Source organism: Streptomyces glaucescens (assembly GCF_002154375.1).
Classification (GTDB): Bacteria; Actinomycetota; Actinomycetes; order Streptomycetales; family Streptomycetaceae; genus Streptomyces; species Streptomyces glaucescens.
The window spans coordinates 1-531 of sequence record NZ_MUND01001095.1; the positions used below are offsets into that span (position 1 = coordinate 1).

Here is a 531-nt window from a genome sequence, read left to right on the forward strand (position 1 = left end):
CATCCCCATACCGAACACCCCGAGCGCCGCGCCCCGGCGGGCGGGCGGGAACCACGAGTTGACCAACGGCACCCCGATGGCGAACGTCGTCCCGCCCAGCCCCAGCACGAACCCGACCAGGATCAGCGCCAGATAGTGGGACCTGGCGGGGATCAGCAGCAGCACCGGCACGATCGTCAACGCGCTCACCAGCGGGAACATCAGCCGCGCCCCGTACCGGTCGGTGAGCGCCCCGACCGGCACCCGGCCCAGCGACCCCACCAGCACGGGCACCGCCACCAGCACCGACTGCGCGAACGACGTCATGTGCAGCCGCTCGTCCAGGTCCCCGGCGAGCGGAGCCACCAGGGACCAGGCCCAGAAGGTGAGGGTGAAGCCGGCGGTGGCCGTCAGCAGATTCCGCCAGGCCGCCGGACCGGCCCGGCCCGCACCGTCCCCGCTGTCCGCCCCGCTGACTTCCCTCATGGACGACGCCCTCCGCTCACGGCACCGGATCTCATGGTCGACGGGGGCCGCCGGCTTCGCCCGCAC

The 531-nt window shown here is 73.3% G+C and carries 1 protein-coding gene; it reads right to left on the reverse strand.

Going from position 1 to position 531, the window contains the following annotated elements; all coding sequences use genetic code 11:
* On the reverse strand, positions 1-465 hold a 465-nt coding region (locus CCN42_RS40835), incomplete at its 3' end, for an MFS transporter (protein WP_143662280.1).
* Positions 466-531: the final 66 nt, after the last annotated feature.